19 protein-coding genes are annotated in these 25,790 nt (G+C 70.4%); all 19 read right to left on the bottom strand.

Annotated features, from left to right (window positions below):
• Positions 1-109 precede the first annotated feature (109 nt).
• The 19 genes from rpmA to OG959_RS26125 all read right to left on the bottom strand — a co-directional run bounded on the left by rpmA (position 110) and on the right by OG959_RS26125 (position 25,711).
• Positions 110-367, bottom strand: a complete 258-nt coding sequence (rpmA, locus tag OG959_RS26215; protein WP_018103204.1) for a 50S ribosomal protein L27 — start codon at positions 365-367, stop codon at positions 110-112.
• Positions 368-381: 14 nt separating this feature from the next.
• Complete coding sequence (gene rplU / locus OG959_RS26210) at positions 382-702, bottom strand: 50S ribosomal protein L21 (protein WP_018551604.1); 321 nt, start codon at positions 700-702, stop codon at positions 382-384.
• 209 nt (positions 703-911) lie between these two features.
• Positions 912-1,973, bottom strand: a complete 1,062-nt coding sequence (locus OG959_RS26205; RefSeq protein ID WP_326662278.1) for an iron-containing alcohol dehydrogenase family protein — start codon at positions 1,971-1,973, stop codon at positions 912-914.
• Positions 1,961-2,713: a phosphocholine cytidylyltransferase family protein gene (locus tag OG959_RS26200; RefSeq protein ID WP_326662277.1), complete on the bottom strand. Its 753-nt coding sequence runs from the start codon at positions 2,711-2,713 to the stop codon at positions 1,961-1,963. Before OG959_RS26200 ends, OG959_RS26205 begins: the two co-directional genes overlap by 13 nt.
• Before the next feature lie 232 nt (positions 2,714-2,945).
• Positions 2,946-3,836 (bottom strand): UTP--glucose-1-phosphate uridylyltransferase GalU, encoded by an 891-nt coding sequence (gene galU, locus OG959_RS26195; protein ID WP_326662275.1) that lies wholly within the window; start codon positions 3,834-3,836, stop codon positions 2,946-2,948.
• Positions 3,837-3,975: 139 nt separating this feature from the next.
• Entirely contained in the window at positions 3,976-8,049 is a 4,074-nt protein-coding gene (locus OG959_RS26190) for an Rne/Rng family ribonuclease (RefSeq protein WP_326662273.1), read from the bottom strand.
• A gap of 232 nt (positions 8,050-8,281) precedes the next feature.
• The gene (locus OG959_RS26185) at positions 8,282-9,064 is read right to left on the bottom strand and encodes a TIGR03936 family radical SAM-associated protein (RefSeq protein ID WP_219569606.1); all 783 of its coding nucleotides are present in this window, start codon (positions 9,062-9,064) and stop codon (positions 8,282-8,284) included.
• Between the two features lie 123 nt (positions 9,065-9,187).
• Positions 9,188-10,378: a hypothetical protein gene (locus OG959_RS26180; protein WP_326666614.1), complete on the bottom strand. Its 1,191-nt coding sequence runs from the start codon at positions 10,376-10,378 to the stop codon at positions 9,188-9,190.
• Between the two features lie 105 nt (positions 10,379-10,483).
• Positions 10,484-12,409: a TIGR03960 family B12-binding radical SAM protein gene (locus OG959_RS26175; RefSeq protein WP_148018672.1), complete on the bottom strand. Its 1,926-nt coding sequence runs from the start codon at positions 12,407-12,409 to the stop codon at positions 10,484-10,486.
• 50 nt (positions 12,410-12,459) lie between these two features.
• Positions 12,460-13,980, bottom strand: a complete 1,521-nt coding sequence (locus tag OG959_RS26170) for a CYTH and CHAD domain-containing protein (protein WP_326662268.1) — start codon at positions 13,978-13,980, stop codon at positions 12,460-12,462.
• Positions 13,981-14,031: 51 nt separating this feature from the next.
• Positions 14,032-15,222 carry a rod shape-determining protein RodA gene (rodA, locus tag OG959_RS26165; protein ID WP_326662266.1) on the bottom strand — a complete coding sequence of 397 codons (1,191 nt, stop codon included), beginning with the start codon at positions 15,220-15,222 and terminating at the stop codon, positions 14,032-14,034.
• Complete coding sequence (gene mrdA, locus OG959_RS26160; protein ID WP_326662264.1) at positions 15,222-17,387, bottom strand: penicillin-binding protein 2; 2,166 nt, start codon at positions 17,385-17,387, stop codon at positions 15,222-15,224. The genes rodA and mrdA overlap by 1 nt, the downstream gene beginning before the upstream one ends.
• Positions 17,388-17,448: 61 nt before the next feature.
• A complete protein-coding gene (mreD, locus tag OG959_RS26155; protein ID WP_219569623.1) occupies positions 17,449-18,114 on the bottom strand; it encodes a rod shape-determining protein MreD in 666 nt (221 codons plus the stop codon).
• 11 nt (positions 18,115-18,125) lie between these two features.
• A complete protein-coding gene (mreC, locus tag OG959_RS26150; protein ID WP_326662262.1) occupies positions 18,126-19,178 on the bottom strand; it encodes a rod shape-determining protein MreC in 1,053 nt (350 codons plus the stop codon).
• Between the two features lie 98 nt (positions 19,179-19,276).
• Complete coding sequence (locus OG959_RS26145; RefSeq protein WP_148018678.1) at positions 19,277-20,296, bottom strand: rod shape-determining protein; 1,020 nt, start codon at positions 20,294-20,296, stop codon at positions 19,277-19,279.
• A 290-nt stretch (positions 20,297-20,586) separates the two neighbouring features.
• Positions 20,587-21,000: a nucleoside-diphosphate kinase gene (ndk, locus tag OG959_RS26140; protein ID WP_018103190.1), complete on the bottom strand. Its 414-nt coding sequence runs from the start codon at positions 20,998-21,000 to the stop codon at positions 20,587-20,589.
• Between the two features lie 93 nt (positions 21,001-21,093).
• The gene (locus OG959_RS26135) at positions 21,094-21,450 is read right to left on the bottom strand and encodes a DUF4233 domain-containing protein (protein ID WP_326662257.1); all 357 of its coding nucleotides are present in this window, start codon (positions 21,448-21,450) and stop codon (positions 21,094-21,096) included.
• Positions 21,451-21,456: 6 nt separating this feature from the next.
• Entirely contained in the window at positions 21,457-22,980 is a 1,524-nt protein-coding gene (folC, locus tag OG959_RS26130; protein ID WP_326662255.1) for a bifunctional tetrahydrofolate synthase/dihydrofolate synthase, read from the bottom strand.
• A gap of 109 nt (positions 22,981-23,089) precedes the next feature.
• Positions 23,090-25,711, bottom strand: coding sequence for a valine--tRNA ligase (locus OG959_RS26125; protein ID WP_326662254.1), 2,622 nt, complete (start codon positions 25,709-25,711; stop codon positions 23,090-23,092).
• Between the last annotated feature and the right edge of the window lie 79 nt (positions 25,712-25,790).

Raw genomic sequence — 25,790 nt, 5'->3', positions numbered from 1 at the left:
TGTCTCGCTCGTGCGCCCCTGTAGGAGCAACACGCGAAAGGCGGACCCACTTCCCGTATCAGGAAGTGAGGTCCGCCTCCACGTCATACCGCTCGACGAGCGCCGAAAATCAGCCGGCGATCGGAACGATGTTCACGACCTTGCGGCCACGGTGCGTGCCGAACTCGACCGCACCGGCGGCGAGGGCGAACAGCGTGTCGTCGCCGCCACGGCCGACGCCCGTGCCCGGGTGGAAGTGGGTGCCGCGCTGGCGGACCAGGATCTCACCGGCGTTGACGGCCTGACCGCCGAAGCGCTTCACGCCGAGCCGCTGAGCATTGGAATCGCGCCCGTTCCGGGTGGACGATGCGCCCTTCTTGTGTGCCATGTCTCCTCAGTCCCTTACTTCGCAGCCGCGGGGATACCGGTGACCTTGATCGCCGTGTACTGCTGGCGGTGACCCTGGCGACGGCGGTAGCCGGTCTTGTTCTTGTAGCGAAGGATGTCGATCTTCGCGCCCTTGTGGTGGTCCACAATCTCGGCCTGGACCTTGATGCCGTCAAGCACCCACGGGTCGCTGGTCACGGCGTCGCCGTCGACAACGAGCAGGGTAGAGAGCTCTACCGTGTCGCCAACCTTGGCGGTGGGAATCTTGTCAACCTCAACGATGTCGCCGACAGCAACCTTGTGCTGGCGACCACCGCTGCGCACGATGGCGTACACGCGGATCTCACTCTCACTCGAAGACGAAACCCCTGAAGCCAGCCGCTCACACGGGTCCGGGGACCCGTGATGATCCGGATTGGACGAGCGGCCTCTCCCGAACGAGCGGGAGGTCAGTGCTCAGAGGTGTGGCGAAACAAACGCCGACGGTCAAGATTACGGGGACCTGTACAGCCCGGTCAAACCGGGCCCCCTTCCGGGGCCCGGCCTCAGACCTCGATGGCCCCGACGTACTCCGCGTAGGCGTCCCGGATCCCGTCCGGGGACAGGTCCAGATGCTCCAGGATCGTGTAGCGGCCCGGCCTGGTCCGGGGGGCGAAGCCGACCACCTGGACGAACTCCTCCGCACTGAACCCCATCTCCTCCGCCGTGACCGGCAGGCCGTGGCGCCGCAGCGCCCCGGCCATCCGTACCGACTCCTGGCGCGCGCCCCGCAGGTACATCGCGAACGCCGCGCCCAGGCCGCACTGCTCACCGTGGCTCGCGGCCCGCTGGGGGAAGAGCAGGTCGAAGGCGTGGTTGATCTCGTGGCAGGCGCCCGAGGCGGGACGGCTGTCCCCCGCCACCGACATCGAGATGCCGGTCAGCACCAGCCCCTCGGCCAGCACCTGGAGGAAGCCGTCGTCACCCAGGGATCCGGGATGGCGCAACACGGCCTCGCCGGCCTGCCGGGCCATCGCGGCGGCCAGTCCGTCGATGTCCTCCCCGTTGACCCGGTGGGCGAGCTCCCAGTCCGCGACGGCGGAGATGTTCGAGAGCGCGTCACCGATCCCGGACCGCACGAAGCGGACCGGTGCCTCACGGATGATGTCGAGGTCGATGACGACGGCGATCGGGTTCGGGACACCGTACGAGCCGCGGCCCGCGTCGTTGTCCAGCGTGGCCACCGGTGAGCACAGACCGTCGTGGGACAGGTTCGTCGCCACGGCGACCAGCGGCAGCCCGACCCGCGCCGCGGCGAACTTCGCACAGTCGATGATCTTGCCGCCGCCGAGCCCGACGACGGCGTCGTACCGGCCGGACTTCATGGCCTCGGCGAGCTTGACGGCGTCATCCAGCGTGCCGCCGCCCACCTCGAACCAGGAAGCACCCGGCAGGCTGTCCGAGAGCCGCTCGCGCAGCGCCCGTCCGGAACCCCCGCTGATCGCGATCGCCAGTTTGCCCGAGCCGGAGATCCGCTGATCGGCGAGGACACCCGCCAGATCGGACAGAGCGCCGGCCCGGATGTCGACGACGACCGGTGCGGGGATCAGCCGGGTCAGTACTGGCACGCGATGGTCCTGCCCTTGGCCAGGTCCTCGTGGTTGTCGATCTCGACCCACTTGACGTCGCCGATCGGCTCCACGTCGACCTTGAAGCCGCGGTTGACGAGCTCCTGGTAGCCGTCCTCGTAGTAGAGGTCCGGGTCACGCTCGAAGGTCGTCTTCAGCGCGTCGGCCAGCTCCTCGGCCGCGTCGCCCTCGATGAGGGTGACACCGATGTACTCACCGGTGGCCTCGGCGGGGTCCATCAGCTTGGTGATCCGCTGAACGCCCTTGCCGGGGTCGACGACGACCTTCATCTCCTCGTCCGCCAGCTGCTTCACCGTGTCGAGGGCGAGGATGATCTTCTTGCCCTCGCCGCGGGCGGCGAGCAGCGTCTTCTCGACGGAGACGGGGTGCACGGTGTCGCCGTTGGCGAGGATCACGCCGTCCTTGAGGGCGTCACGGCCGCACCAGAGGGAGTAGGCGTTGTTCCACTCCTCGGCCTTGTCGTTGTCGATCAGCGTGAGGGTCACGCCGTACTTCGCCTCGAGGGCGGCCTTGCGCTCGTACAGGGCCTCCTTGCGGTAGCCCACGATGATGGCGACGTCGGTCAGGCCGACCTCGGCGAAGTTGCCGAGCGTCAGGTCGACGACGGTCAGGCTCTCCTCGTCCCCCTCGGGACCGACCGGCACCAGGGCCTTGGGAAGCGTGTCGGTGTAGGGGCGCAGACGACGGCCTGCGCCGGCCGCCAGAATCATGCCGATCATGAGGGTTCTCCTTGGTCCTTGGTGCGGTGCGGGTGTCTGGGATGGGGTGTGTGGGGCAGCCGTGGCTCAGAGGCTGCCGGGTGACCTGCGATCGGAAAGCGGACGCGGTCCGGTGCGTGCGATTCCAAGGCGCCGGGATGTCCTAGTAGCGGAGCTACTCGGGCATTTCGGCAACGCGGGAAGCGTGCGTGCCAGGGCGTGGCCGCCCGATCGCAGGTCACCCGACAGCCTCTCAGAGCTCGGTGGCCACGAAGTCGCGCAGCCAGGTCCGGAAGTCGGGCCCCAGGTCCTCGCGCTCGCAGGCGAGCCTGACAATGGCCCGCAGATAGTCGCCCCGGTCACCGGTGTCGTACCGGCGGCCCCGGAAGACGACACCGTGCACCGGACCGCCGAGCTTCTCGTCGGCGGCCAGCTGCTGCAGTGCGTCGGTCAGCTGGATCTCGCCGCCCCGGCCCGGCTCCGTGTCCCGCAGCACGCCGAAGACGGCCGGGTCCAGGACATAGCGTCCGATCACGGCGAGATTGCTCGGGGCATCGCCCGCCTCCGGCTTCTCGACCAGTCCGGTGACCCGGACGACGTCGCCCTCGGGCGTGGCCTCCACGGCGGCGCATCCGTACAGATGGATCTGCTCGGGAGCGACCTCCATCAGCGCGACGACGCTGCCGCCCTCACGCTCCTGGATCTCGGTCATGCGGGCCAGCAGCGGATCGCGCGGGTCGATCAGGTCGTCGCCGAGCAGGACGGCGAAGGGCTCGGAACCGACGTGCGGCTCCGCGCACAGGACGGCGTGGCCGAGGCCCTTCGGGTCGCCCTGCCGGACGTAGTGCATGGTCGCCAGTTCGCTGGACTCCTGGACCCGGACCAGCCGTTCGTCGTCGCCCTTGCGGGTCAGCGCCGACTCCAGCTCGTAGTTCCGGTCGAAGTGGTCCTCCAGGGCACGCTTGTTGCGCCCGGTGATCATGAGCACGTCGTTGAGCCCCGCGGCAGCGGCCTCCTCCACGACGTACTGGATCGCCGGCTTGTCGACGACCGGAAGCATCTCCTTGGGAGTCGCCTTCGTCGCCGGCAGGAACCGGGTACCGAGCCCGGCGGCAGGTATGACGGCCTTCTGGATCTTGTGCATGTGGGAAGAGCTTCCGTGTGGGGTTACGGGGACCGGCCGGGCGCCGGAACGCAGCCGGCCGGCCCCGTGGAGGGACCGGCCCGACTGCGTCGCGCGCGGTGCCGGGGCCCGTGCCGGTCAGGCACGGGCCCCGGGTGGGTCAGGCCTCGTCGGCCGCAGCCGTGACGGTGGTCGACGACTGCTCGGCCGCCACCGTCTTCTTGGCCGCCTTCTTGGCCGTCGTCTTCTTGGCGACGGTCTTCTTGGCCGCCGTCTTCTTGACGGCCGCCTTCTTGGCCGTGGCCTTCTTCGCGGTCTTGCGGGCCGCCTTCTTGGCCGGTGCCGGTTCGGCGTCGGCCTCGGGGGCGGACTCCGGCTCGGCGCCCGTCACCACGACGACCGCGGCCTCCTCGGCACCTGCGGGGGAACCCGCGGGTGCGGTGACCTTACGGGTCACCCGGCGCCGGGCACGCGGCGGTGCGGCCGGCTCCTCGGCGGGGGCCTCGACGTGCGGCGCCTCGACGACCGGGTCCTCCGCGGCGACCGGGTCGGCGTCGGACACCGGCTCCTCGGCGACAGCGGCGGGCTCGGCGGCCGGGGCCGGCTCGACGACCGGGACGGGCTCGGCGGCCGGGGCCGGCGAACCCGCCGGGGCGGTCGCCTTACGGGTCGCCCGACGGCGCGTACGGCCCTGCGGCGCCTCGGCCGGAGCCTCGGCAACGGGGGCCTCGGCGACCGGCTCCGGCTCCACCACGGGCTCCGGCGTCACGACCGGCTCGGCCACCGGGGCCGGGGCGGACGCGGACCGGGGGGCGCCGGCCGGGGCCGTCGCCTTACGCGTGGCCCGGCGACGGCCACGGCCGCGCCCGGCTGCCGCCTCGGCCTCGGCCGGACTGCTGTACAGCTCCTCGTCCGGGACGAACTCCGGCTCGGGAAGCGCCAGCGGAGCGGCGATCTCCGCGGCCACCTCCGCCTCGGTCTCGACGTCGGTGTCCGTCTCGGAGACGTGCTCGTGGTCGTGCTCGTGGTCCTGGCCCGAGCCGCCGCGGCGCTTCTTCGAACGCTTGCCGCTGCCGCCGCCACCGATCGAGGTGGGCTGCTCCATGTGCACGATCACGCCGCGCCCGTTGCAGTGGACACAGGTCTCGGAGAAGGACTCCAGCAGACCCTGGCCGACCCGCTTACGGGTCATCTGCACCAGGCCGAGCGAGGTGACCTCGGCGACCTGGTGCTTCGTACGGTCGCGTCCCAGGCACTCCAGCAGGCGCCGCAGCACCAGGTCCCGGTTGGACTCCAGCACCATGTCGATGAAGTCGACGACGACGATGCCGCCGAGGTCGCGCAGCCGCAGCTGGCGCACGATCTCCTCGGCCGCCTCCAGGTTGTTCTTGGTGACGGTCTCCTCGAGGTTGCCGCCCTGACCGGTGAACTTGCCGGTGTTGACGTCGACGACGACCATCGCCTCGGTCTTGTCGATCACCAGTGAGCCGCCGCTCGGCAGGTAGACCTTGCGGTCCAGCGCCTTCATGAGCTGCTCGTCGATCCGGTACGTCGCGAAGATGTCGACCTCGGAGGTCCACCGCGACAGCCGGTCCGTCAGGTCGGGCGCCACGTGCGAGACGTAGCCGTAGATCGTCTCCCACGCGTCGTCACCGCTGACGATGACCTTGGAGAAGTCCTCGTTGAAGATGTCGCGGACGACCCGGACGGTCATGTCCGGCTCGCCGTAGAGAAGCGTCGGCGCGTTGGAGCTGCCGCTGCTCTTCGACTTCTTCTGGATGTCCTCCCACTGCTGCTGCAGCCGCTCCACGTCACGGCGCAGCTCGTCCTCGCTCGCGCCCTCCGCGGCGGTGCGGACGATGACGCCCGCGTCCTCGGGAACGATCTTCTTGAGGATGGTCTTGAGCCGGGCGCGCTCGGTGTCGGGCAGCTTGCGGCTGATCCCCGTCATCGAGCCCTCGGGCACGTAGACCAGGTAGCGGCCGGGCAGCGAGACCTGGCTGGTCAGGCGGGCGCCCTTGTGGCCGATCGGGTCCTTCGTCACCTGGACGAGGACGGACTGGCCGGACTTGAGCGCGGTCTCGATACGGCGCGGCCCGTGGGCCATGCCGAGCGCCTCGAAGTTGACCTCACCGGCGTACAGGACGGCGTTGCGGCCCTTGCCGATGTCGACGAAGGCGGCCTCCATCGACGGCAGGACGTTCTGGACCTTGCCCAGGTAGACGTTGCCGACGTAGCTGGTGGCCTGCTCCTTGTTGACGTAGTGCTCGACGAGCACGTTGTCCTCGAGGACGCCGATCTGGGTGCGCTCACCGTTCTGGCGGACGACCATGACGCGCTCGACGGCCTCGCGACGGGCGAGGAACTCCGCCTCGGTGATGATCGGCACCCGGCGGCGGCCCTGCTCGCGTCCCTCACGGCGGCGCTGCTTCTTCGCCTCCATACGGGTCGAGCCCTTGATGGACTGGACCTCGTCGAAGCCGGTGCCGGGCTCGCGCTCGGCCTCCTTCTTGCGGGGCTCACGGACCTTGACGACCGTACGCTCCGGGTCGTCCGTGCCGTTCTCGGCGTCGGACGAGGAGTCACCGCTGCGGCGACGCCGGCGCCGGCGACGGCGGCTGCTGCTCGATCCGGAGGCACCGGAGTCGTTGTCGTCCTGCTCGTCGTCGCCCTCGTCCTCGGACTCCTGAGCAGGCTCGTGCTCGTCCTCGGCGTGGTCGGCGGAGTCGTCGGCGTGCTGCTCGGCGGCGTCGTCCTCGGCGGACTCGCCACGGCGGCGGCGGCGGCCTCCGCGACGACGGCGGCGCGACGGGCGGTCGCCGTACTCGTCGGTCTCCTCCCCGTCCTGCTCGGCGTCGCTCTCGTTCGACGGCTCGTGCTCGTCCTCGGTCTGCTCCTGGACCGGAGCGGCGGCCGGGGCGGACGCGGCGACGGGCTCGGCCTCGGCGGCCTCACCGCGGCGACGGCGACGGCGGCGCGAACCGCCCTGCGGCGCGGCCTCGGCGGGGGCGGCCGGCTCGGCGGGGGCGGTGGTCTGCTCCTCCGTCGTCACGGTCTCGTCCTCGAGCTCCTCGTCGTGCGCGACGGGGGGCTGGGCGGCGGCTGCGGCGGCAGCGGTCTCCGGGGTCTGGAACATCGGCTCGGCGAAGACCGGCGCCTGGAACACGGCGACGGCGGGGCGCTCCGCCCGGCGGCTCCTGCGCGCGGGCTCCTCGACCTTGCCGGTGAACTCGGGCCGGCCCGCGGCCGCGGTGGCGCGGCGACGCTGACGGCCGCGCGGGGCGGCCTCCTCGACCTCGGCGGTCTCGGCGGCCAGTTCCTCCACGGCTGCCTCGGGCAGGCTCTCGCCCGTCTGGTTCCCGTTGCGCTCCTCGACGGCTTCCGTGACCTGCGGGGCACCCGCGGGAGAGGTCGCCTTGCGGGAGGCACGGCGGCGGCCACGCGGGGCCTCGACCGGCTCCGCGGCCTCTTCCTCGACGGGCTCGGCCGGCTCTGCAGCCGCGACAACCGGCTCCACGACGGCTTCGGTCCGGGCGGCCTGCGGCGCACCGGCGGGGGCGGAGGCCCTGCGCCGGGTACGGCCACGCGGCGCCTCGGTCACGGCGGGCTCGGTCACGGCGGGCTCGACGGCCTCGGCCGCGACGGCCTCCTCGACGATCTCGGCCACCTCGGCGGCCTGCGGCGCACCGGCAGGCGCGGTCGCCTTACGGGACGCACGACGACGCGCACGCGGGGCCTCGACCTGCTCCACGACCTCTTCCTCGACCGGCTCGGCAGCCGCGACAACCGGCTCCACGACCTCCACGGTCTCGGCGGCCTGCGGCGCACCGGCAGGCGCGGTCGCCTTACGGGACGCACGACGACGCGCACGCGGCGCCTCGACCTGCTCCACGACCTCTTCCTCGACCGGCTCGGCAGCCGCGACAACCGGCTCCACGACCTCCACGGTCTCGGCGGCCTGCGGCGCACCGGCAGGCGCGGTCGCCTTACGGACGGCGCGGCGGCGCGCGCGGACGGGCGGCGCGGCCTCGGCGGCGCTCTCGGTGCTGGTCTCCGACACTCCGGCGTCAACGGCCGGTATGGCCGAAGCCTCGGCTCCGGCCTGTACGCCCGCGGTCGGCGGGCCCGCCGGGCGGGATGCCGCGCGGCGCCTGCGGCGCGGCGGCAGCTTGTCCCCGGGGGTGTTGCTGTCTTCTGCGTTCCCGGCCGTGCCGGGTTCGGTGGGCTGAGGCATGCGGGCGGTTCTCCCGTCGGGCTCCCGGGCGCCGCGTCTGATTCCGGTCCGGCACGGTCCGCATGAGGTACGCGGTACCGCCGTCCGGGGCGCGGGCGCCGCACGGGGGCTGAATGTCTGGCTCGCCGGTTCCCTGCGCGGTGTGCGCACGGCCTGGCGAAAGTCTTATGGGTCAGCGCGCGGCCCGGCCCAGGTGGCTCCCGAGTCCGAGGGCTGCGCTACAACGACCGCCTTACGCGGAACCTGCACCTTCAGGCGCCGTCGCGACGGCGGTCCCGGTGGCCGTGGGTAGAACGGCCGGGGCTGCCTCGCGGTCGGGCGCGAGCGGGTCGGTCACCGTGCCGGACTCCTCGTCGAAGAGCCCCTGCGCCAGCCTGGTCACCGCTGCGGGGACCGGCGGCGCCAGGTCGGCCACAACGCGAAGACCGGACAGGACGTCGTCAGGCCGAACGGCAGGTGTCACGTGCCGAACAACCAGCCGCAGTATCGCACAGGCCTTGTCCCCGGGCCTATCAGGCTGATGATCAAGGGCCTGCAGGTCGACGACGGCGGACCGGGCGTCGAAGCTGCGGATGCCGTTCTTCGTACGGCGCTCGACCTCGACGGTCTCGGCCGCGTTGAACGCGGCGACGGCCTTTTCGGCGTCCTCAACGGCGACCCCGTTCAGCCGCATCTCCCAGATGGAGGCGGTGAGCCGGTCGGCGAGACCCGAGGTGCGGGCCTCGACGGCGTCGGTGATGTCCAGGCCGTCCGGCAGCGAGTCGTTGAGGAGCTCGCGCAGCGTGCCCGGATCACGGGCCTCGGTGAGAGCGATCTCCAGGAACTCGGCCTCGCTGCCCGTGCCGGTGGGTGCGGCGTTGGCGTACGACACCTTGGGGTGCGGGGTGAAGCCCGCCGAGTAGGCCATGGGCACCTCGGAGCGGCGCAGCGCCCGCTCGAAGGCACGCTGGAAGTCTCGATGACTGGTGAACCGGAGGCGGCCGCGCTTGGTGTAGCGCAGTCGGATGCGCTGCACTGCCGGTGCGGGCGGCGGGCCTTCGGGCTGTCGCTTGCCCAGTGGTTCTTCTCCTCGGTGCGGAGCGGACGCGGTGGCACGCCGCCCTCGAAATACGGGTGGCCCGGGGGTGTCCGGTCCGGCTCACCCCTGCTGGACGGATTTCTCGTTCCGCAGGGAGATCTCTGGTTCGGGCGCCGCGCTGGGCACAGTCGTTGTACTACCCAGAGTACGCGCAAGGACGCTTCCACGTTCCCGGGGCTCGGGTTCACGGGTCCCGCCGACCAGCGCCCGCCAGGCATCGCGCCTGGCCTGCCGGACGGTCTCGCGGGCCGTGCGCAACGTCAGCCGGGCCGTCCGCCCCACCGCCAGGGCAGCGCGCCCCGCCGGTGCGAAGACCGCGTCGCGCAGGAAGTGCCCGACCGGGGTGCACACCGTGCGGTAGGCCCAGGCCACCGGCGCCCCGACCAGGTGCCATGCCAGCCACGCCAGCGCCCGGCCGACGGCCCGCGAGACAAACCCGGCGACCCGCCAGGCGACGCCGAACGCGGCAGCGATCTCCCGGCCGACGGGGGCCAGGATCCGCCGGTACACCCAGACCACCGGGATGACGAGCAGCACCATGACCAGCCACCGGACCCCGGCCCACAGCCCCTGGCAGCCGGCCCCGATGCCGCGGACCAGCAGATCGAGGAGCCAGGCGATGCCGTGGCCCAGCGGGGTGAGCAGTTCCCGGTACGTCCACGCCAGCGGGAGCACGATCAGGTGCTCCACCAGCCAGGCGGCGGCCAGCCCCAGCGGCTTGAGGACGTAGCGCCACAGCAGGACCACGGGCATGACGAGCACGGCGGTGAGCAGCCACTTCACCGCGGTGGCGATCCCCCGTCCGGCCGGGTTCAGAAGCGCCCGCCGCACCCACCGCAGCCCGTGCCCGACCGGGGTGAGCACGTGCGCGTACAGCCAGGTGACCGGCACCACGATCCCGTACCGCGCACCAGGCACCACCACGTACCGCCACAGCGCGACCCACGGCCACACGAACACCGCCATGGCCAGCCACCGCAGTCCATGTCCGAGTGGCGTCAGCACCTGGGCGTACAGCCAACGGGCAGGAATCACGACCAGCACCTCGAGGAGCCACGCCAGCGCGCGCCCCAGCGGGCGCAGCAGAATCCGGTCGGCGGCACGGGCACCCGCGACGAGGGCGTCCCAGACCATCCGCACCGGCAGGACGAGAACGAGGACGACGATCCTCACCGGAATCCTGACGAGCGTGGTGAGGCAGCCGTCGCCGCTCTCGTACCGCGCGGGTGCCTGGTGCTTTCCGTATTCCATGCACGTCATGACGCGAAGGTCCGGTCGGGGGTTTCCCCGACCGGACCTTCGTCACCGAGCTGTCACCCGTCAGAAGCCGGGCGGTGTCACCTCACTGACGGCCGCTCACTTCACGACCGTCAGAGGCAGGAGCTTCTTGCCCGTCGGGCCGATCTGGATGCTCGTGTCCATCTGAGGGCACACCCCGCAGTCGAAGCACGGCGTCCAGCGGCAGTCCTCGACCTCGGTCTCGTCGAGCGAGTCCTGCCAGTCCTCCCAGAGCCAGTCCTTGTCGAGACCGGAGTCCAGGTGGTCCCAGGGCAGGACCTCCTCGTACGTCCTCTCGCGGGTGGTGTACCAGTCGACGTCCACACCGAAGTCGGGCAGCGTCTTCTCGGCGCTCTTCATCCACAGGTCGTAGCTGAAGTACTCGCGCCAGCCGTCGAAGCGGCCGCCGGCCTCGTAGACGGCGCGGATGACGGAGCCGACGCGGCGGTCGCCGCGGGAGAGCAGGCCCTCGACGATGCCGGGCTTGCCGTCGTGGTAGCGGAAGCCGATCGAGCGGCCGTACTTCTTGTCACCGCGGATCTTGTCGCGGAGCTTGGTCAGCCGGGCGTCGGTCTCCTCGGCGCTGAGCTGCGGCGCCCACTGGAACGGCGTGTGCGGCTTGGGGACGAAGCCGCCGATGGAGACGGTGCAGCGGATGTCGTTCTGCCCGGACACCTCACGGCCCTTGGCGATCACCTTGACCGCCATGTCGCCGATCTGGAGGACGTCCTCGTCGGTCTCGGTGGGCAGGCCGCACATGAAGTACAGCTTCACCTGTCGCCAGCCGTTGCCGTACGCGGTGGAGACCGTACGGATCAGGTCCTCCTCCGAGACCATCTTGTTGATGACCTTGCGCATGCGCTCGGAGCCGCCCTCGGGGGCGAAGGTGAGACCGGAGCGGCGGCCGTTGCGGGTCAGCTCGTTGGCCAGGTCCACGTTGAACGCGTCGACGCGGGTGGAGGGCAGCGAGAGGCCGATCTTGTCCTCGGTGTACCGGTCCGCGAGGCCCTTGGCGATCTCACCGATCTCGGTGTGGTCCGCGGAGGAGAGCGAGAGCAGGCCCACCTCCTCGAAGCCCGTCGCCTTGAGGCCCTTCTCCACCATGTCGCCGATGCCGGTGATGCTTCGCTCCCGCACGGGGCGCGTGATCATGCCGGCCTGGCAGAAACGGCAGCCGCGGGTGCAACCGCGGAAGATCTCCACGGACATCCGCTCGTGGACGGTCTCGGCGAGCGGGACGAGGGGCTGCTTGGGGTAGGGCCACTCGTCGAGGTCCATGACGGTGTGCTTCGACACCCGCCACGGCACGCCCGACTTGTTCGGTACGACGCGGCCGATGCGGCCGTCCGGGAGGTACTCGACGTCGTAGAAGCCGGGGACGTAGACGCCACCGGTCCTCGCGAGACGGAACAGCACCTCCTCGCGGCCTCCGGGGCGACCCTCGGCCTTCCAGGCGCGGATGATCTCGGTGATCTCCAGGACCGCCTGCTCGCCGTCGCCGATGACCGCGCAGTCGATGAACTCCGCGATCGGTTCGGGGTTGAACGCGGCGTGGCCGCCGGCGAGCACGATCGGGTCGTCGAGGCCGCGGTCCTTGGCGGAGAGCGGGATGCCGGCCAGGTCCAGGGCGGTGAGCATGTTGGTGTAGCCGAGCTCGGTGGAGAAGCTCAGCCCGAAGACGTCGAACGCCTTGACCGGGCGGTGGCCGTCCACGGTGAACTGCGGCACCTTGTGCTCGCGCATCAGCGCTTCGAGGTCCGGCCAGACGCTGTAGGTGCGCTCGGCGAGGACGCCCTGGCGCTCGTTGAGTACCTCGTAAAGGATCATGACGCCCTGGTTGGGGAGCCCGACCTCGTAGGCGTCCGGGTACATGAGGGCCCAGCGGACGTCGCATTCGTCCCACGGTTTGACGGTGGAGTTCAGCTCACCGCCGACGTACTGGATGGGCTTCTGCACATGCGGGAGCAGAGCTTCGAGCTGTGGGAAGACCGAATCGACAGACATCGCGAACTTTCGAGAGCTGGCAGGGGTGACCATCCAGCGTACCGCGCCGCTCAGCCTCCGGACGCCGACCGGATCTCCGCCTTGCGGGCCCTGGCCCAGACCCCGGGAAGTTCCCGCTCCCGTGCCGCGGCCGTCGCCTCCTCCTGTCCGTGCAGCAGGCCCCAGGTGAACGAGGACTCCCCCGCCGCGTGGGCCTGGACGGCGAGGGTGCGCAGGGCGTCGCGGGCGACGACGCTGTCCTGGTGGTCGCCGAGGACGCTCTGGACGGCCTTCAGCCGCTTGGCGGACTTCCGGGCCGGTTTCCCGAGCGCGGGGCGGGCCGCCTCCGCCGCGTACCGTGCGCGTTTCGCCGCTTTGCGGGCGTCGTGCAGGGCGGAGTCGCGGTCCGGGCCCGGCGGGTGTTCCAGGGCGTGTGCGATACGGGCGGCGAGGCGTTCGTGGTTCTTGTGCGCGGCACGGGTGAACGCCTTGCCCGGCGGGCCGGCGGCCGCGGGCAGCAGGGGCGGGTCGGCGAGGAGCGCGTGCAGGGTCCCCAGCAGTGCGAGGTAGCGGGCGCCGTCCAGCATGGCGACGGTGCGGCGGCGGGAGCCGCTGCGGCGGGCCGTGGACCAGATCCGCAGCCGGGCCCGGACCGGACCGAGGACCAGGGTGCGGGGCAGTGCGTCGAGGCGGGTACGCAGCCGGGTGTCGAGGACCTCCTGGTCGCGGTCGACGCCGAGTTCCGCCGCCAGCCACTTCAGCTCGGCGCCGACGGGGTCGGTGACCGCGCGGTCGAGGACCTTGCGGTAGGTGCGGAAGGTGCTGCGGAGCCTGCGGGTGGCGACCCGCATCCGGTGCACGGAGTCGGGCAGGCCCCGGCGCACGGCAGGGTCGAGGGCGACGATGTCGGTGATCTGTTCGCGTACGTAGGCGAGGACGTGGTCGCCCGCGGTGCGCGGGGGCGCGGCGTGTTCCCGCTGCCGTTTCCTCTTCGGGGACGTCTCGGCCAGGGCCCGGGCGAGTTTGGAGTGGGACGCGGAGGGCCGTATCCCTGCCTTGTGCAGCCGGCGCTCGACGGCGTCGAGGAACGCGGGGTCTCCGTCGTCGGCGAGTTCGGCCTCGATCTCGGTCCAGGCGGTGGCGCGGTCGCCGCCGTGCAGCCGCTGGGCCCGGACCGCGTCGACAGTGAGCTCGGCGAGCGGTTCACCGTCCGGGCCGTTCAGCACGTGGACGTCGCGGGCCGACCGGAGCCGGACCACGGGGACGAGGGCGGTGTCGCGGACCCGGGAGCGGACGAGGCCGGCCAGGTCCTCGGGCAGGGTGTCGGAGAGCGGGGCCCTGATCTCGTCACGGATGCCGGAGGCGACCGGGAACTTGAGGTGCCAGCCGGCGTCGGCGCCGCCGGCGCGGCGGCGCAGGGTGATGCTGTCGGCGGCGAGCCGGAGGTCATCGGTGTCGTAGTAGACGGCGTCGAGTTCGATGACACCCCGGTGGTCCACGGCGGCGACTCCGGCCACCCGCGTCAGGTCGGGCAGCCGGGCGTCACCAGTGGCTTCGTACTTCCGCTCGATCTCGCGCTTCACGTCCGCCATGCATCGAATCTAGACGTGATGGACGCGGATGGGCAGTGGTCCCACAACGGCTCAGGCCGTTATCGGCCGTTGGACCCTGATCGACTGGAGCAGTCCGATGGCTACCCAGACGGCGAACATCGAGGAGCCTCCGTAGGAGACGAACGGCAGGGGCAGTCCGGCGACCGGCATGATGCCGAGCGTCATGCCGATGTTCTCGAAGGCCTGGAAGGCGAACCAGGCGATGATGCCCGCGGCGACGACCGTGCCGTACAGCTCGGTGGTCTCGCGGGCGATGCGGCAGGCGCGCCACAGGACGACGCCGAGCAGGACCAGGATCAGTCCGGCGCCGAGGAAGCCGAGTTCCTCACCGGCGACCGTGAAGACGAAGTCGGTCTGCTGCTCGGGGACGAACTGACCCGTGGTCTGGGTGCCCTGGAAGAGGCCGGTGCCGGAGAGGCCGCCGGAGCCGATCGCGATCCGGGCCTGGTTGGTGTTGTAGCCGACGCCGGCGGGGTCGAGGGCGGGGTTGGCGAAGGCGGCGAACCGGGCGATCTGGTAGTCGTCGAGGAGTCCGAGCTGCCAGATGGCGACGGCTCCGGCGGCGCCTGCCCCGAGGATCCCGAAGACCCAGCGGTTCGAGGCGCCCGAGGCCAGCAGCACGCCGAGCACGATGACGACCATGACCATCACGGAGCCGAGGTCCGGCATGCCCATGACGACGGCCATCGGGAGCGCGGCCAGCCCGAGGGCCTTGGCGACGGTCCGGTGGTCGGGGTGCAGCTGGTCGCCGGCGTCGACGCGGGCGGCGAGCAGCATCGCCATGCCGAGGATGATGGTGATCTTGGTGAATTCGGAGGGCTGGAGGGAGAAGCCGCCGGGCAGCAGGATCCAGGCGTGGGCGCCGTTGACGGTGGCGCCCAGCGGGGTGAGCACCGCCATCACGAGGAGCACGGACAACCCGTACAGGATCGGCACCGCACCGCGCAGGGTCCGGTGGCCGAGCCAGATGGTGCCGATCATCAGGGCGAAGCCGATGCCGGTGTTGAGGGCGTGGCGGAAGAGGAAGTAGTACGGGTCGCCGTGGGTGAGCGAGTCACGTCCGCGGGTCGCCGACCAGACGAGCAGCGAGCCGATGAACGAGAGGGCGATGGCCGAGCCGAGCAGGGGCCAGTCGAGGCGGCGCACGACCGAGTCGCGGGCCATGAGCCGGCCCCAGCCGGACCGCTCGGGGCCGTAGCGCGGGACGGAGAAGCCTGCCATCAGTCACGCCTCCCCAGGACCGCGGCGAGCGTCTGCTCGGTCGCCGGCTTCTGCGAGTTCGGGTCGTACGGCTTGATCTTCGGGGAGTCGATGGTGCCGTCCGTCTGGATCTTCGGCAGCGACTTCTGCGGGGTCGGCAGCAGGGCCTTCTTGAGGTCCTGCTTGCCCGAGGCGTCGAGGCCGTAGAGGGCGTTGTAGATGTTGCGGACGGCGGGCCCGGATGCTCCGGAGCCCGTACCGCCCTGGGAGATCGTCATGACGATCGAGTAGTCCTTGGTGTACGTGGCGAACCAGGAGGTCGTCTGCTTGCCGTAGACCTCGGCCGTACCCGTCTTGGCGTGCATCGGGATCTCGTCCTGCGGCCAGCCGCCGAATCGCCAGGCGGCGGAGCCGCGGGTCGCGACACCCGCGAGGGCTTCGTCTATTTCGTTGCGCGTCTTCTTGGTGAAGGGGAGCTTGCCGTGCGACTTCGGCTCGATCTCCTGGACGGTCTTGCCGTCGCCGCTGACGATCGCCTTGCCGACGGTGGGGTCGTAGAGGGTGCCGCCGTTGGAGATGGCCGCGTAGATGGTGGCCATCTGGATCGGGGTGACGAGGGTGTCGCCCTGGCCGATCGAGTAGTTGACGGAGTCACCGGCGCGCATCTTGTCGCCTTCGAGGCAGTTCTCGTACGCGATCTGCTCGACGTACGTGCCGCCCTTCTTGCCCTGCTTGCACCAGGCGTCGTGGTTGGCCTTGGCGAAGTTCTTCTTCCACTCACGGTCCGGGACGCGGCCGCTGACCTCGTTGGGGAGGTCGATGCCGGTCTCCTTGCCGAGGCCGAACTGGTGGGCGGTCTTGTAGAACCAGTCGTTGGCGTTCTTCTTGGGGTTGTTCCCGCCGTCCTTCTGCCACTCCTTGTGCGCGAGGCCGTAGTACACGGTGTCGCAGGAGACTTCGAGGGCGCGGCCGATGGTGATGCTGCCGTAGCCCTGGGACTCGAAGTTCTTGAAGGTCTGGCCGCCGATGGAGTACGAGCTGGGGCAGGGGTAGTTGCCGTCGAAGGGGTATCCGGCGTTGACCGCTGCGGTGGAGGAGATGACCTTGAAGATGGAGCCGGGGGCGGCCTGGCCCTGGATGGCCCGGTTCAGCAGCGGGAAGTTGGAGTTCTTTCCGGTGAGCTTGGCGTAGTCCTTGGCGGAGATGCCGCCGACCCAGGCGTTGGGGTCGTAGTTGGGCAGGGAGGCCATGGAGACGACCCGGCCGGTCTTGGCCTCCATGACGACGACGGCGCCGGAGTCGGCCTTGTAGTTCTCGCCGGTGTTGGTGTCGAACTCGGTACGGGCCACCTTCATGGCCTGGTTGAGCTCGTACTCGGCGACGGCCTGGACGCGGGCGTCGATGGAGGTGACGACGCTGGCACCGGGCTCCGCCTCGTCGTTCTTCGCCTGGCCGATGACCCGGCCGAGGTTGTCGACCTCGTAGCGGGTGACGCCCGCCTTGCCGCGCAGCTCCTTGTCGTACGTGCGCTCCAGGCCGGAGCGGCCGACCTGGTCGGAGCGGAGGTAGGGCGAGTCGCTGTCCTGGGCCTTGGTGATCTCGTCGTCGGTGACGGGTGAGAGGTAGCCGAGGACCTGGGCGGTGTTGGCCTTGCCCGGTGCGGCGTAGCGGCGGACGGCGGTGGGCTCGGCGGTGATGCCGGGGAAGTCCTCCGCGCGTTCACGGATCTGGAGGGCCTGCTGGGTGGTGGCCTCGTCGGTGACCGGGATCGGCTGGTAGGGCGAGCCGTTCCAGCAGGGCTGGGGGGTCTTCGCGTCGCAGAGCCGGACCTTGTCGATGACGTCCTTGGGCTTCATGCCGAGGACGCCGGCGAGCCGGGTCAGGACGCTTTCGCCGTCGTCGTCCATCTTCAGCAGTTCGGTGCGGCTGGCGGAGACGACGAGGCGGGTCTCGTTGTCGGCGAGGGGTACGCCGCGGGCGTCGAGGATGGAGCCGCGGGCGGCGGGCTGGACGACCTGCTGGACGTGGTTGTTCTTCGCCTCGTCGGAGTACTCCTGGCCGTTGCGGATCTGGAGGTACCAGAGGCGGCCGCCGAGGGTGAGCAGCAGGGAGAAGACGAGGACCTGGATGACGATGAGGCGGATCTGGACCCGCTGGGTCCGTCCCGTCTCGGGGATGTTGGTCACGGGGCGCCCCCGGTGGTGGTCGGGCCGGTGGTACGGGGGCTGCCCCCGGAGGATTGCGGCCTCACAGTCGCTTGACTCCCTTGATCCGTCCGGCGCGCGCGGCCCGGTTGCGGGCGGCCTTGACGCGCAGTCCGCCGCGCTGGCTGCCGATCCGCAGCCCGGTGCCCGCGGCGAGCCAGCCGGCCGCGACGTCGCCGCGGCCGGAGGAGGACTCGGTCAGCGGGTCGTTCACGGTGCGTCTGGCGAGGGCCATGATCAGCGGGACGGTGAACGGCGCGAGGAGCAGGTCGTAGACGGCCGCGGTGAACAGCAGGCTGCCGAGGCCCACATGGCGGGCCGCCGTGTCGCCGACGAGGGCGCCGACGCCCGCGTAGAGCAGCGTCGATCCGATCGCCGCCGCGACGACCACGGCCATCGGGAGGAAGGCGGACTTGAGCTGGCCGTTCTCGGGCCTGGCCAGTCCGGCGAGGTAGCCGATGACGCAGAGCACCAGGGCGTAGCGTCCGGCGGCGTGGTCGGCCGGGGGTGCCAGGTCGGCGAGGAGACCCGCGCCGAAGCCGATGAGGGCCCCGCTGACGTGCCCGTACACGAAGGCCAGTCCGAGGACGACCATGAGCAGCAGGTCGGGTACGGCGCCGGGGAGCTGGAGCCGGGCGAGTACGGATACCTGGACGACGAGGGCGATCACGACCAGAACGATGGAGAGCAGAGTCCGGTTGACGCGCATGGGGATCAGCTCTACCTCTGTTCGTTTACCGCGTTGTCGGCGTTCGGTGTGGCGTTCCCGCTGGGGTTCGGGTCCGGGCTGCCGCTGGGACTCGTGCTCTGGTGGATGTTCCCGACCACGTTGCCGCTGGTGTCGACGATGTCGCCGTTGGGCGAGATGGTGACGGTGACGGTCGGGGTGGGCTTCGGCTTGGCCGGTTTGACGGCCTTCTTCGGCAGGACCGCGTCGCGCGGGTCCTCGCGCGGTGCCTGGACGACGATGCCGACGATGTCGAGCTTGGTGAAGCCGACGAACGGGCGGACGTAGACGGTACGGGTCAGGTCGCCGCCGGACGGGTCGACGCGGACGACCTCGCCGACCGGGACGCCGGGCACGAACGGCTTGTCCTTGCTGGAGCCGAACGTGACGAGGCGGTCGCCCTTCTTGACCTTGGCCTTGCCGTTCAGGAACTGGACGGACAGCGGGCGCGAGCCCTGGCCGGTGGCGAAACCGAGTTCGTCGGTGGACTCCATCCGGGTGCCGACGGTGAAGTCGGGGTCGTTGGCCAGGAGCACCGTGGCGGTGTCCGGGCCGACGGTGGTGACGCGGCCGACGAGTCCGTCGCCGTTGAGGACGGTCATGTCGCGCTTGAGGCCGTCCTTGGATCCGGCGTCGATGGTGACCGTCCAGGAGAAGCCCTGCGCCGCTCCTATGGCGATGACCTCGGCGGCCTTGATGCCGTACTGGCCGGCGTCCGACTTCTTGAGCATCTTGTCGAGCTCGCGGACCCGGCTGCGGTTGCGGTCGTCGCTGCCCAGCCTCACCTTGAGCGCGGCGTTCTCCTGCTCCAGCGCCGTGATCTTGTCGTGGCGGGTGCCGGAGGCGCGTACGGCCCCTATGGCGTTGCCCACCGGATCGACCGCTGCCGCCACGCCGTTCTCCACCGGTCCGAAGACGGTGGCGGCGGCCTGCCGGGCGCCGTCCACCGGTGACTCCTCGCCGCCGCGGATGTCCACCGTGATCAGTGCGAATGCGATGGCGATCAGCAGCACCAGGAGCAGCCGGCTCTCTCGTGTGTCCCTCACGTGCGGCGGCCGTGCCTTCCTCGTAGGAATGTTCGTGCCTGTATATCAACGATCCTCCGCGCGGAGCGGCAGCGTCCGCGCGGAGGGCCGTGGAATTTCTACCGTCGGGGCTGGGCGTCCAGCACCTGCTGGAGCGCCTCGAACTCCTCGACGCACTTGCCGGAGCCGAGCGCCACGGAGTCCAGCGGGTCCTCGGCGATGTGGATCGGCATGCCCGTCTCGTGGCGCAGCCGCTCGTCGAGGCCGCGCAGCAGCGCGCCGCCGCCGGTGAGGACGATGCCGCGGTCCATGACGTCGCCGGAGAGCTCCGGCGGGCACTTGTCCAGCGTCGTCTTGACCGCGTCGACGATCGCGTTGACCGGCTCCTCGATCGCCTTGCGGACCTCGGCGGCGGAGATGACCACGGTCTTGGGCAGGCCCGAGACGAGGTCGCGGCCGCGGATCTCGGTGTGCTCGTCCTTCTCCAGGTCGAACGCCGAACCGATGGTGATCTTGATCTGTTCGGCGGTGCGCTCACCGAGCAGGAGCGAGTACTCCTTCTTGATGTGCTGGATGATCGCGTTGTCCAGTTCGTCACCGGCGACCCGGATCGACTGGGCAGTGACGATTCCGCCGAGCGAGATGACCGCGACCTCGGTGGTGCCGCCACCGATGTCGACGACCATGTTGCCGGTGGCCTCGTGGACCGGCAGGCCGGAGCCGATGGCCGCCGCCATGGGCTCCTCGATGATGTGCACCTGGCGCGCGCCGGCCTGCGTCGACGCCTCGATCACGGCGCGTCGCTCGACCCCGGTGATGCCGGAGGGCACGCAGACGACGACCCGCGGGCGGGCCAGGTAGCGGCGCTTGTGGATCTTCAGGATGAAGTAGCGGAGCATCCGCTCCGTGATCTCGAAGTCGGCGATCACGCCGTCCTTCAGGGGCCGTACGGCAACGATGTTGCCCGGCGTACGGCCGATCATCTTCTTGGCCTCGGAGCCGACCGCGAGGATGCCGCCGGTGTTGGTGTTGATGGCCACGACGGACGGCTCGTTCAGAACGATGCCGCGCCCCCTGACGTACACCAGCGTGTTGGCAGTCCCGAGGTCGATAGCCATGTCACGGCCGATGAACGACATTGAGTTCCCCTTGTTCCCCATGAGGATGCGTCGGGCCTTCCCAGTCGAAAGCGATGGCTTGTTCTGGTAGGCGAGGTGAGCGCTGCGGGCGTGGAAGCTTCCATCGTAGTGCCGGACACGCCGACACAGCGCGAGGGTCCTTCGCCATGCTGAGCAGAACGGGTGGCCGTTCCACTCATGGTGACGTTACGTCGGAGGGATGCGTTCCCGCGATCGGGGACCCTATGCCGAAGGGCGACCGAATTACTTCGGTCGCCCCAGGTCATCAGCGCTGTTCGGCTGATCGCGGATCAGGAAAGACCCGGGAAGAAGAGCTTCATTTCTCGCTCTGCGGACTCCTCGGAGTCCGAGGCGTGGATGAGGTTCTCCCGGGTGATCGTGCCGAAGTCGCCACGGATCGATCCGGGCGCGGCGGCGATCGGGTCGGTGGGACCGGCCAGGGCGCGGACGCCCTCGATGACCCGCTCGCCTTCGGCCACCAGGGCGACGATCGGACCGGACTGCATGAACTCGACGAGCGGCTCGTAGAACGGGCGGCCGACGTGCTCGGCGTAGTGCTGTTCCAGCGTGGCGCGGTCGAGGGTGCGGAGCTCCAGCGCCGTGATCTTCCAGCCGGCCTTGCGCTCGATGCGGCCGACGATCTCGCCGACCAGACCGCGACGGACGGCGTCGGGCTTGAGAAGAACGAGGGTGCGCTGGGTCATGTGCGGCTCCTTGCAGGCATACGGGTGCGGTGAGGCGAGGTTACAGGGGGACGGTGACGGGCCGGCGGCCGGGTTTGGCCGCCCGGCGGCTCCTCAGCTGCCGGCAGGCGCCTGTGCCGCCTCCTGTGCGGCCCACCGGGCCTTCACCTCGTCGATCCTGCGGCCGTAGTGCACGGAGGCCCACCACAGGCCGCCGAAGACCACGCCGAGGACGAACATCATCGGGACGACGAAGCCACTGGCGACCAGCGCGATCTGGAGCGCCCAGCCGAGCTGTATGCCGCCCGGACGGGTGAGCATCCCGCAGAGCAGCACGGAGAGCAGCATGCCGATGCCGCAGACCGTCCAGACCGTGGCCGATGTCAGGTCGTCGGACTTCATCGCGACGAGTCCGGCGAACCCGATCACGAAGAACTCACCGATCAGCGTCGATGCACAGAGCGTACGCACGTCGGGTCAGCGCCTTCCCAGAAGCAGCCGGGCCTCGCCGACCGTGATCACGGATCCGGTCACCAGTACCCCGGCGCCCGCGTACTCGTCCTCTTCCTCGGCGAGGGTGATCGCCGCCTCCAGCGCGTCGTCCAGCCGGGGTTCGACCTGGACGCGGTCGTTGCCGAAGACCTCGACGGCGACCGCCGCGAGCTCGTCGGCGTCCATCGCGCGTCCGCTGGAGTTCTGGGTGACGACGACCTCGGCGAAGATCGGCTCGAAGGCTTCCAGGAGCCCCCGCACGTCCTTGTCGCCGCTGGCCCCGACCACACCGATCAGCCGGGAGAAGCCGAACGCCTCGGAGAGCCCCTCGGCGGTGGCCAGGGCGCCTGCCGGGTTGTGCGCGGCGTCCAGGACGACGGTCGGGCTGGAGCGGACCACTTCGAGGCGGCCCGGCGAGATCACCGAGGCGAAGGCCTTGCGGATGATGTCGGCGTCGAGCGATCCGGTCTGCTCGGCACCGATACCGAAGAACGCCTCGACCGCGCAGAGCGCCACCACCGCGTTGCGCGCCTGGTGGGCGCCGTACAGCGGAAGGAAGATGTTCTCGTACTCGCCGCCGAGGCCGCGCAGCGTCAGGAGCTGGCCGCCGACCGCGATCTCGCGGGAGACGACGCCGAACTCCATGCCCTCGCGGGCCACGGTGGCATCGACCTCGACGGCCTTCTTCAGCATCACCTGGGCGGCGTCGACGGGCTGCTGGGCGAGGATGACCGTCGCGCCCTGCTTGATGATCCCGGCCTTCTCCACCGCGATCTCGCCCGGTGTGGAGCCCAGCCGGTCGGTGTGGTCCAGCGAGATGGGGGTGACGACGGCGACCGTGGAGTCGATCACGTTGGTCGCGTCCCAGCTGCCGCCCATGCCGACCTCGACGACGGCGACATCGACCGGCGCGTCGGCGAAGGCCGCGTACGCCATGCCGGTGAGGACCTCGAAGAAGGAGAGCCGGTAGGGCTGCTGTGCGTCGACCATCTCGACGTACGGCTTGATGTCCTCATAGGTGGAGATGAACCGCTCGGGGTCCATCGGGGAGCCGTCCAGGCTGATCCGCTCGGTGATCGACTGGACGTGCGGCGAGGTGTAGCGGCCGGTACGCAGGTCGAAGGCGCCGAGCAGGGCCTCGATCATGCGGGCGGTGCTCGTCTTGCCGTTGGTCCCCGTGATGTGGATGGAGGGGTAGGCGCGCTGCGGGTCACCGAGCACGTCCATCAGCGCGGCGATGCGCGCCACGGACGGCTCCAGCTTGGTCTCGCCCCAGCGCCCGGCGAGCTCCTGCTCCACCGCGCGCAGTGCCTTGTCCACCTCCGGATCGGCGGGGCGGGCGGGGACCTCGTCGCCCTGGGGCGGTCCGGAGGCGGCGCGCAGCGTGCGGCTCCCGGCCTCGATCACCGCCAGGTCGGGGTCGCGCTGGGTCGCTTCGTCGACGATCTCCGCGAAGGTCTCGTCGGAGTCGGACGCGTCGTGCCGGTCGGAAGGGCGGGGCTCACTCACGGGGCCAGTCTACGGACCGGCACGGACATCGCGCGCAGCGCCCGGCGGCGCGGGTACGGGGAAGCCCCCGTACCCCTCGCGGGAGGGGTACGGGGGCTTCGTCGCGGTGTCAGGCCTGCGGCAGGGACGCCAGCTGGCCGGTGATCCGCTCGATGTCGGACTCGGCCTTGGAGAGCCGGCCGCGGATCTTGTCGACCACGTTGTCCGGGGCCTTGGCCAGGAACGCCTCGTTGCCGAGCTTGCCGGTGGCCTGCGCCTTCTCCTTCTGCGCGGCCTCCAGGTCCTTCGTGAGGCGCTTGCGCTCGGCGCCGACGTCGATCGTGCCGGACAGGTCGAGGGCAACGGTGGCTCCGGCGACCGGCAGCGACGCGGTGGCGTGGAAGCCGTCGCCGGCCGGCTGGAGCCGTGCGAGCTGGCGGATGGCCGCCTCGTGCGGGGCGAGCGGCGTGCCGGTGAGGGTCAGCTCGGCCGGGACCTTCTGGCCGGGCTGGAGACCCTGGTCGTTGCGGAAGCGGCGGACCTCGGTGACGACCTGCTGGACGAGCTCGATCTCCTTCTCGGCCGCGTCGTCGCGGAAGCCGCTGTCCTTGGGCCAGTCGGCGATGACGACGGACTCGCGGCCGGTGAGGGCGGTCCAGAGGGCCTCCGTGACGAACGGGACGACGGGGTGCAGCAGGCGCAGCATCACGTCGAGGACCTCGCCCAGGACCCGGCCGGAAACCTCGGCCGGGCGGCCGCCGCCGAAGAACGTGGTCTTGGACAGCTCGAGGTACCAGTCGAAGACCTCGTCCCAGGCGAAGTGCCGGAGCGATTCGCTGAGCTTGGAGAACTGGTAGTCGTCGTAGTACGCGTCGACTTCGGCGACCGTCTTGTTGAGCCGGGACAGGATCCAGCGGTCGGTCACCGACATCTCGTCGGCGGACGGCAGTTCGCCCTCGATCGTCGCGCCGTTCATCAGGGCGAAGCGGGTGGCGTTCCAGATCTTGTTGGAGAACTTGGCGGAACCCTGGACCCACTCCTCGCCGATCGGGACGTCGACGCCGGGGTTGGCACCGCGCGCCAGGGTGAAACGGAGCGCGTCGGAGCCGTACTTGTCCATCCAGTCCAGCGGGTTGACCACGTTGCCGAAGGACTTCGACATCTTCTTGCCGTGCTCGTCGCGGACCATGCCGTGCAGGACGATCGTCCCGAACGGCGGGACGCCGTCGTTGACGTACAGGCCGAACATCATCATCCGGGCGACCCAGAAGAACAGGATGTCGTAGCCGGTGACCATGACGGAGTTCGGGTAGAACTTCGCGAGGCTGTCGGTCCGTTCGGGCCAGCCGAGCGTGGAGAAGGGCCACAGGCCGGAGGAGAACCAGGTGTCCAGGACATCGCTGTCCTGGGTCCAGCCGTCCCCGGTGGGCGCCTCGTCGTCCGGTCCGACGCAGACGACCTCGCCGTTCGGGCCGTACCAGACGGGGATGCGGTGGCCCCACCAGAGCTGGCGCGAGATGCACCAGTCGTGGAGGTTGTCGACCCAGTCGAAGTACCGCTTCTCCATCTCCTGCGGGTGGATCTTGACCTTGCCGTCACGGACGGCGTCACCGGCCGCCTTGGCGAGCGGGGCGACCTTGACCCACCACTGGAGGGAGAGGCGCGGCTCGATGGTGGTCTTGCAGCGCGAGCAGTGGCCGACGGAGTGGACGTACGGCCGCTTCTCGGCGACGATCCGGCCCTCGGCGCGCAGGGCGGCGACGATGGCGGAACGGGCCTCCAGGCGGTCCAGGCCCTGGAAGGGGCCGGGGGCCGTGATGACGGCGCGCTCGTCGAGGACCGTGAGGAACGGCAGGTCGTGGCGCTTGCCGATCTCGAAGTCGTTCGGGTCGTGCGCCGGGGTCACCTTGACGGCGCCGGTGCCGAACGCGGGGTCGACGTGGTGGTCGGCGACGACCGGGATGGTGCGGTCGGTCAGCGGCAGCTTGATCTGCTTGCCGACCAGGTGCTTGTAGCGCTCGTCGTCGGGGTGGACGGCGACCGCGGTGTCACCGAGCATCGTCTCGGCGCGGGTGGTGGCGACGACGATCGTCTCGTCGCCCTCGCCGTACTGCATGGAGACGAGCTCGCCGTCGTCCTCCTGGTACTCGACCTCGATGTCCGAGATCGCGGTGAGACAGCGCGGGCACCAGTTGATGATGCGCTCGGCACGGTAGATCAGCTCGTCGTCGTACATCTGCTTGAAGACGGTCTGGACGGCCTTGGACAGGCCCTCGTCCATGGTGAAGCGCTCACGGGACCAGTCGACGCCCTCGCCGAGACGGCGCATCTGGCCGGAGATCTGGCCGCCGGACTCGTTCTTCCACTGCCAGACGCGCTCGACGAAGGCCTCACGGCCCAGGTCGTGGCGGGACTTGCCCTCCTTGGCGAGCTCGCGCTCGACGACGTTCTGGGTGGCGATGCCGGCATGGTCCATGCCCGGCTGGTAGAGCGCCTCGAACCCCTGCATCCGCTTGCGGCGGACCAGGGCGTCGATCAGCGTGTGCTCGAAGGCGTGTCCCAGGTGCAGGGATCCGGTGACGTTGGGCGGCGGGATGACGATGGAGTACGGCGGCTTGTCGCTGTTCTCGTCCGCCTCGAAGTAACCGCGTTCTACCCAGCGCTCGTACAGCTTCCCCTCTACCTCGGCCGGCGTGTACTGGGTCGGCAGTTCGGGGATGCTGGCTGGCTGCTGCGCTGCGTTCTCGGTCACGCCCCACAGTTTAGGGCCGTCACAAGCGTGCACTGAAACCGGTTTGTTCAGTAACGGTCTCCCTCCCGGTGCCCCACGC

The sequence above is a fragment of the Streptomyces sp. NBC_00385 genome, assembly GCF_035917155.1.
In the GTDB taxonomy this organism is placed as follows: Bacteria; Actinomycetota; Actinomycetes; order Streptomycetales; family Streptomycetaceae; genus Streptomyces; species Streptomyces poriferorum.
Note: the sequence above shows the minus strand (reverse complement) of the source record. Positions and strands in the feature narration are given on the sequence as shown.